Here is a 5440-nt window from a genome sequence, read left to right as displayed (position 1 = left end):
AACAATAATACTGATCATATGATGAGGGGTTCTCCGGTATGCATATCCTGATATGACGTATGATGAGGATAGTCAGGGATGGTAAATAATTCCTGCCTGAACGTTTCTGAATGTCTCTCTCGTGCGCGTACGTAGAATATGTTCTGTATTTTAATAAACGTATCGTAATAATTCATAATTCAGAATTTTCTTTTGATATCCTCTCTGGCAGCGGCAGCAAACCGGGATTTTTCATGGCGTTATCATAGGCATATACAATACGCTCATAATGAGGTGCAGGGAGCGTGTGGTGTCAAAAATAATGAGTATATTCAATTGTATCAGAAGAAAATGTTCTTGGCCAGGATCCCAAAAAATGAAACGAACTCTCTTTATCAGACATTCAGGACCGATGAATCAAATGGCATACAATGCCGAAACTCCCGATGATCATTGTAAAAATTCCGAAGGAAAAGTGATGAATCTCAATAAACGGTCTGAATAAAAATCCTAATAAAAAAGAAAAGAAGAATGCAGCTCCGAAGAAAAGTGTTGTCACCGACGTCACGTTGGAAAGGATATGACGTTTTCTGGTAATATCAAAGAGCAAATGGGAAATAATCCCTATTCCATGACGGAGCGGGTTCATCTTATGCTTATGTGGCACATCATATCTCACGGTAATCGGTACTTCAGCCATCCTCATTCCAATTGCGGCAAAATGGGTGATCATATCTGATTCAAGGTTATACCCCTTTGAATTGAAATTCAGATTATCCAGTGCCCGTTTACCGAGGACTCGAAAACCTGATTGTGTATCGGTGATGGGAAGGTGGCACGCCAGTCTGGTGACTTTGTTCAGGATCTGCTGACCGGCAATCCGGTACCTTGGGATCTGGTTCTTCTCTCCCATGAACCGGGATCCAATCACCACATCCGCTGCCCCAGTGAGTACCGGAGCTGCAACAACCGGTATCTCCCTGGGATCATGCTGCCCGTCACCATCTAAGAGAATAATGGTATCTATACCCTGTTTCTTAGCATAAGAGCATCCGATAAATACTGCACCAGCCTTACCCTGATTCTCACCTAACCTGATTACATCAGCACCAGCCTTGGTTGCCTGATCAGCGGTATTATCGGCTGAACCATCATCGATAACAATAACCCATGGAACAATTTTACGCGCCGCTGTCACGACCGAACCAATAACCTGTCCTTCATTATATGCCGGAATGAGGACTGCAGTCGATGAAAAAGGATTGATCGAATGAGATGCGGTTTCCTCATCCGGATCATACCGGTATCTGAAAGAAGAGGGTATGGTATCATAAAAAAATTCATGACTGTTCGGACTCAGTGCGGTATGGAACGAGAACTCATCACATGCCGGAGTAATCTCTCCCTGAAAGCACCATGGATTATGTGATGAATTCATCATATCACAGAATGTGAGTCTGGAACCGGATGCTCACAAAGGAGCCCCCTCCATTCCCTGTAAGAGTATTCACATGCAACATGTTTGAGCATTTCGCAATTGTGTCTTCCTGATAAGAAGATTCCATCATGAATTTTCCCCCCATCCGATATGTCTTTATGAGGATCTCAATATATAATGATGGAATATAGAACAATATTACATAAATAATTTACTTCGTTTATTGAGAAAATTGAGGGGATTTATTAAGGGGACTATGAGAGGGGGATGTAATTTTTAATTTCCGAAAAAAATTGTGGTTTTCCTGGAACAATTCTCGCCTGGATGCATGGTACTATGAAGATATCAAAAAAAATCCTGATTATGGGGAGTATGGTAACCTGGCTTATTATTATCGTCTCATGTATGTTCCTAGCCGGGTCTTTTGATATCGAAGTTCTTTTTGTTCTCTGGCTTATTGGTATCCTTATCATTACTGAGCTTGCTGACACCCGGTATGTTCGTCCCAGGTACCTGAAAAAGATCATGATCTTTGCCGGAACCGGGACCGTTCTCTTTGTCATTCTTGTTCTTCGAAAGGTCTGGGGGATAATATACGGATGAATAGAAGGGTAATACGATATCTTTTTATTCTTTCGTATATAGCAATCAGTCTTCTTACTGCTGCTCTCCTGATTGACAACGGGATGCATCCACTGGTCTATCCGGCTGATAAAAGCGTTTGCGAGACTGGATATCATATGAATATCGGGGATCTGAAAAAGCAGGCATTTAACAGCTCCATGGATCTTCTTCCGCTGATGCAGGAACTACTGGACTATAGTGGGACGATAGCCGTTACTTTAAGAAAAGAGGACATCGAATCAGCTCGTTCTGATCTCGCCCGGTATACCGGCCGGTACCATGATCTTCAGAATCTTATTATCAAACTGGATATGAATGAGAGTGAACTCGCCCGGTTTTATCAGGATACAGGCAAGCAAAAGGATATCCTCTCCCAGTTTGTATCAACATCGGAATCGCTCCAGTCACTTGAAAAACTGGAGATTCATTATCAGGATGAAGATAATCCTGATTCCGTAACCAAAGTGCGAATCCAGGGGAAAGCACTGAAAAACAGAATTCAGATGCTGCAGAACCAGTATGCGGATATTACAGATTCATTGTCTTCACGGGGTAATACTTTCGGAGTGAATACAGAACCAGTTCTGCAGAGTAAGGCTGAATTTGAAAGACTGAACGGAATTGTTGCACAAAGGCAGAATGAGCGTGATCGGCATATAGGGTTTGTAGATACTGGATCTCCGTTCATTTCATTCCTTGCAGGACCGGGTACCGTTACCTTTCAGGACACGATCGATGTGTATGGATTTGTTGCAGGATCGCAGGATCGGTCATGGCCAGTGACGATAACTCTTGATGATACCGCATTATTGGAATTGATACCTGACGAAATCGGTGAATATCGTTCACAGATCATGATTCATAATATTTCTGCAGGAGAACACAACCTGACCGCCCGATGGGGTTCTATAATCTCTGATTCTGTCCCTATTATCGTAACACCTCTTGAAACGTCACTTACTCTCCGGGTACTCCCGGTAAAGGGAATGTCAGCCGTCAATCTGACCGGGGTTGTAACAGCCCGCAACCCGGTTCCTGATGTGCCGGTGAACATATACGTTCAGGATAAGGTATGGAATACAGCTATGACCAGTGCATCAGGAACCTATCTGGTAACACTTCCCCTGTCTGAAGGCACGTATGATATGGTTACCCGGTTTGACGATCAGTCATATCCCTTACTGCCATCCGAAAGCCAGCATTATATCGTCGAGTCTGACGGATTCAGCATTACCGCCGTTAGGAGTTCAATGACCGGTTCGTTCCCACCCTGGATGGTGATACTACCTGGTTTTGTTCTCTTTGCAGTTCCAATCTGGTACTTCCGTCGTAAGGGGATTGTCGGAAAAACAGTCCCTGATACAGAAAATTCTTTCAAATCCCAGAATCCGCACGAATTGTCGAGAGATGAGAGTGCATTTGATACGATAATCAATATGAGAACCAACGATACGAAATACAACCTTAATGGTCAGGAAGGATTATCCCGCAACCTCTATCTGGAAATTCTCTCCGTTCTCTCTCATTCTCAGGGGATTCATATATCTCCATACATGACAGCCCGGGAAATAGCAGGATCTTTGCCTGAAGAAGCATGGAAAGTCAGGTTTATCAGGTTTATTGAGTGGTATGAACGAATCAGGTATGGAGGATGTCAGGATTCCCGCTGTATCGAAGAGCTGATATGTGCAGCGAACTCGTTCCGCGAGACATGGAGGAAGCGGAGAGATGATATATAAATTTATTATTGGAATCATGGTATGCGCCGCTTTTCTTCTCCTTGGAATATTTCTGACCACGAACACCAATGACCTCTCACAGGATAATCCTGGCTGGAACGGTAGTTCGGCATTCTTCTCCCGGCTGGATCGTCACACCACGGAGATGGTTTCTGATATAACGATTCTTGAAACCAGAAATAACGTAACCTTTTTGATAATTGCACCGATTGAATCGTTCCATGATGAAGAAATAAGGATTATCCGTACATTTTTACAGAAGGGGAATACGGTGTTCCTTGCAGATGAGACCGATACAGGAAACACTCTTTTATCAGATCTTGGGTGTTCCATCCGCATAGGGACTTCGTATCTCGCCGGGATTGACCGTGCTTATAACAACTCATCAATTCTCATCACCAGTCCGGTGTCAGATCATCCGCTCACGAGGAACGTTGGATCGCTTGTTCTTGACAAGGCAAAACCATTAACCGGGGGTTTACCCCTGATACAGACAAGTATCATGAGCTGGATTGATATCAATCAGGATTTTCGCATATCGTCTAATGAATCATTTGGACGGTATACTGTTCTTGCACATGAACAGATCGGAGATGGTGAGATTGTCGTGCTCTCTGATTCGAGTGTTTTCATCAATTCGATGTCAGGACTGGAGTCAGAGTACGGGAATGAACAATTCTTATCTAATTGCATACATTATCGTCCACATCTTCTCATTGAGCAGATTCACAGCAAGACCGCAGTTCAGAATGGTTCAGGCTGGCTGCTTCGGTATATCCAGTCTGATTCGGTGTTAAAAACCATAATTGTCTTCCTCTCTCTTCTTGCCATTTCGTTTGTACGTAAGAAAAGACCACCGGGGATTTCTGATATCAGTCCTGAACCGGTGAGCATGTAAAGATGAGGAAATATATAATAGGGGGTATTGAAAACCATGACTTCTCGTGATGTGGATCAAAGCATCGGGCAGGATAGAGGTGAGGCGAATAGATCTGAACTTGCACGACTCCATACTGCAGTTGCCTCTGCCTTGTCGCCATTTATCGTCGGAAACCAGGATCTCATCGAGCTTATATTAATCGCCCTCCTTGCAGAAGGCCATATTCTCATAGAAGGGCTTCCCGGGACCGCGAAGACGACTATTGCAAAGGCGATTGCCAGGGTGACGGGCTGTGAGTTCGCACGAATTCAAGGAGCTGTTGATCTGCAGCCGGCTGATATGATCGGAGTTCGTATCTATGATCAGCAGTCATGTGAATTCAACCTTCGGAAAGGGCCGATATTTACCAATATCCTCCTCGCTGATGAGATGAATCGGGTTCACCCAAAAGCCCAGTCAGCATTTATTGAAGCAATGAGCGAACGCCAGGCGACCATTGATGGGATAACTCTCCCGTTACCCCGTCCGTTTATCGTTATTGCAACCCAGAACTCCTTTGAACTTGAAGGGACATTCCCACTCATAGAAGCTCAGCGTGACCGGTTTATGTTTAGTATCCGCATCTCCCCCCTCAATCCGGATGAGGAACTCACCGTAATCAAACGTGCATCCGATGGTACCCTGACCTGGAACCGGTTTGCTGAAACACTCCGTCCGGTCACCTCTCCAAAAGACCTACAGACATCCATTGATCAGGTATCCCAGGTCAGGATGGAGGAT

Annotated in this window: 5 protein-coding genes; 4 read left to right on the top strand and 1 reads right to left on the bottom strand. The window is 44.3% G+C overall.

Annotated elements, in window-relative coordinates; all coding sequences use genetic code 11:
• Window positions 1-382: 382 nt before the first annotated feature.
• The gene (locus PLA23_RS10045) at window positions 383-1420 is read right to left on the bottom strand and encodes a glycosyltransferase family 2 protein (RefSeq protein ID WP_324330960.1); all 1038 of its coding nucleotides are present in this window, start codon (window positions 1418-1420) and stop codon (window positions 383-385) included.
• Window positions 1421-1753: 333 nt separating this feature from the next.
• On the opposite strand from PLA23_RS10045, the gene PLA23_RS10040 reads away from it, so the two are divergent.
• The 4 genes from PLA23_RS10040 to PLA23_RS10025 form a co-directional block, all read left to right on the top strand.
• Complete coding sequence (locus tag PLA23_RS10040) at window positions 1754-2020, top strand: DUF8044 family membrane protein (RefSeq protein WP_324330958.1); 267 nt, start codon at window positions 1754-1756, stop codon at window positions 2018-2020.
• Window positions 2017-3780 (top strand): DUF4129 domain-containing protein, encoded by a 1764-nt coding sequence (locus PLA23_RS10035; RefSeq protein WP_324475093.1) that lies wholly within the window; start codon window positions 2017-2019, stop codon window positions 3778-3780. Before PLA23_RS10040 ends, PLA23_RS10035 begins: the two co-directional genes overlap by 4 nt.
• A complete protein-coding gene (locus PLA23_RS10030; RefSeq protein ID WP_324330954.1) occupies window positions 3770-4678 on the top strand; it encodes a DUF4350 domain-containing protein in 909 nt (302 codons plus the stop codon). The genes PLA23_RS10035 and PLA23_RS10030 overlap by 11 nt, the downstream gene beginning before the upstream one ends.
• Window positions 4679-4714: 36 nt before the next feature.
• On the top strand, window positions 4715-5440 hold a 726-nt coding region (locus tag PLA23_RS10025), incomplete at its 3' end, for an AAA family ATPase (RefSeq protein ID WP_324475092.1).

Origin of the sequence: Methanospirillum sp. (assembly GCF_035406105.1) — an archaeon.
GTDB lineage: Archaea > Halobacteriota > Methanomicrobia > Methanomicrobiales > Methanospirillaceae > Methanospirillum.
The sequence above is the reverse complement of the archived record's forward strand: the minus strand, read 5'-3'. Positions and strand labels throughout refer to the sequence as shown.